Origin of the sequence: Rubrivirga sp. (genome assembly GCF_049648075.1) — a bacterium.
Classification (GTDB): domain Bacteria; phylum Bacteroidota; class Rhodothermia; order Rhodothermales; family Rubricoccaceae; genus Rubrivirga.
This window is the reverse complement of record NZ_JBARYR010000024.1, coordinates 1-2486: the sequence shown is the minus strand read 5'-3', so window position 1 is coordinate 2486 and position 2486 is coordinate 1. Positions and strand designations below refer to the sequence as shown.

Here is a 2486-nt window from a genome sequence, read left to right as displayed (position 1 = left end):
GAGCTGTGCTGGCGTCAGCATCCCCTTGTAGGTCGCCGTCTGGGACGACAGTGAAGTGACGTGTCCGTTGGCTACACCGGCCTGCCGGCTCTCGAGAGCACGCTCGATGCGACGGCGGGCGATGTACAGCGCGCGCTCGAACGCCGCCCCGCGCTCAATTCCCTCCGGCTTTCCGACGACAATCTGGACTACCGCAGGCTGCGACTGCCGCGCGATGGGACCGGGCACACTGCCCTCGACGGGTACCTCGCGCCACCACAGCAGCGGCAGCGACTCGTCCTCGAGGACGGCCTCGACGGTGCGCCGCTGTGCCTCGAGGGTGTCGGGGTCCAGAAACAGAGTGCCGAGCGCGTAGTCGCCCTGTGCCGGAAGCTCGACGCCGGCCGTGCTCGCGACCGCGTGGAAAAAGGCGTCCGGGATCTGGACTGTGATCCCGCACCCGTCCCCCGTTTGGCCGTCGGCCCCGATGGCGCCTCGGTGATCCAGGCGGACCAACACCTCCAAGCCTTGCCGGACGATCTCGTGCGTCGGCAGGTTGGTCAGCGTCGCGACGAAGCCGACGCCACACGCGTCGTGGTGGTCAGACGGAGAGTAGAGAGAACGGGACATCGCGGCGCGGGCTAGAGGACCGGTTCGCACCGACCCTGCTCGTCCTCGAGGACGCTGCTGGCTATCTCATCGCTGTCGTGGAGATCGTGCGAACCGTCCTTCTATCTAGCGCATCGGAGGTCGTTCTCGCTACGGCATGTAATGCTGAAAGCGGTTCCGGTCGAACGGAAGCGCTTTTTAGTTTCGAGAGTCCTTAAAAAGTTAAACGGGGACGCGAGATCGGATTAGGCGTTCGGGGTTGCGCTCGTCCACGGGAGTCGACAGAATGGCGCGTCCTCGAGGTCGCGAGCTCTATCGAGGCCGAAAACCTGGGTTAGAGCGTGACCGAGAACCCCCGCTCCGGCGACTCGACGCTCGACACGCCCGCGTCCTCGAGAGCGCTCGTGAGCGCCGCCTGGCGCTCGGGGTCTCCGTGGACGAGGAAGACCGTTTGCAACCGGTCCCGATCGAGAGCGGAGACGAAGTTCACCAAGCCGAGCTCGTCGGCGTGGGCCGAAAACGTGTTCATGACCTCAACGCGAGCGCGCAGCGAGTGGGGGCGTCCGAAGATCTTGACCTCGTCGCGGCGCTCCACGATCCGCCGGCCCAGCGTGTGCTCGGCCTGGTAGCCGACGATCAAGACGGTGTTCTTGTCGTCCTCGACGGTGTTGCGCAGGTGGTGCAGGATCCGACCGGCCTCGGCCATCCCGGACGCCGAGATCACGACGAACGGCACGCGGAGCCCGTTCAACTCCTTCGACCGCTCGGCCTCGCGGACGTACTCGAGCCGCTCGAACCCGAACGGGTTGGGGTCGGTGAGCATGTACTCGAGCAGGTCCGCGTCGTAGCACTCGGGGTGCGTCTGGAAGACGGCCGTCGCGTTGACCGCGAGGGGGCTGTCGACGAAGACGGGGATGTGGGGAATCCGGTCCTCGTTCCACAACTGGTCCAAGTTGTGCACCAACTCCTGCGTCCGCCCGATCGCAAACGCGGGGATTACGACGCGACCGCCCTTTTCGGCTGTCGAGGTCACAATCTCGGCCAGTCGCTCCTTGGCCTCGTCCGTCGGTTCGTGCTCGCGTCCGCCGTAGGTGCTCTCGCAAATCAACCAGTCGACGGGCGGGAGCGGGACGGGATCGCGCAGGATCGGCCGGCCGGGGTTGCCCAAGTCGCCCGTGAACCCGAGTCGCCTGCCGCCGGGCAGGTCGATCGTCATCGAGGCCGAGCCCAGGATGTGTCCCGCGTCGCGGTAGACGACCTCGAGGGCGCCCGGAACGGTGAACGGCTTGCCGTACGGGACGCCGTGGAAGAGTCCCATCACGCCCTCCGCGTCCGCTTGGTCGTAGAGCGGCTCGACGGCTTCCTCGCCCTTTCTACGGATCTTGCGGTTGAAAAAGTCGGCGTCCTTCTCCTGGATGTAGGCGCTGTCGCGCAACATGATGGCGCACAGGTCGCGCGTGGCGTGCGTCGCGTAAACGGTCCCCCGGAAGCCGTCGCGGTAGAGCTTCGGCAACAGCCCCGCGTGGTCGATGTGCGCGTGCGACAGCAGGACGGCGTCGACGGTGGACGGCTCGCACGGCCAGTCCTCGTTGCGCTCGCGCGACTCGGAGCGGCGTCCCTGATACAGGCCGCAGTCCAGGAACAGCCGCGTCCCGTCGACCTCGAGGTAGTGGAGCGATCCGGTGACGGTTTGGGCGGCGCCCCAAAAGGTGAGAGTCATAGCAGCAGGGGAGAGGTGGCGGCGCGTCCCCGAGGACGACGCGCACCGAGGTCGGACGTGGTGATACCGGGCTCGACCTCGATGGCTCCTTCGGGGTATGGAGCCTCGCGATCAACGGAGCGACCTCGAGGTCGTCACTGACCGTTCCCAGGTTTGCCTTCTCGCGCGCCGAGCGCAT

Annotated in this window: 1 protein-coding gene and 1 pseudogene; both read right to left on the bottom strand. The window is 66.6% G+C overall.

Going from position 1 to position 2486, the window contains the following annotated elements; all coding sequences use genetic code 11:
• Window positions 1-609: pseudogene (locus WBA11_RS00740) on the bottom strand (glutamate synthase subunit alpha); the annotation flags it as partial.
• Window positions 610-922: 313 nt separating this feature from the next.
• A complete protein-coding gene (locus tag WBA11_RS00735; RefSeq protein ID WP_424518819.1) occupies window positions 923-2308 on the bottom strand; it encodes an MBL fold metallo-hydrolase RNA specificity domain-containing protein in 1386 nt (461 codons plus the stop codon).
• Window positions 2309-2486: the final 178 nt, after the last annotated feature.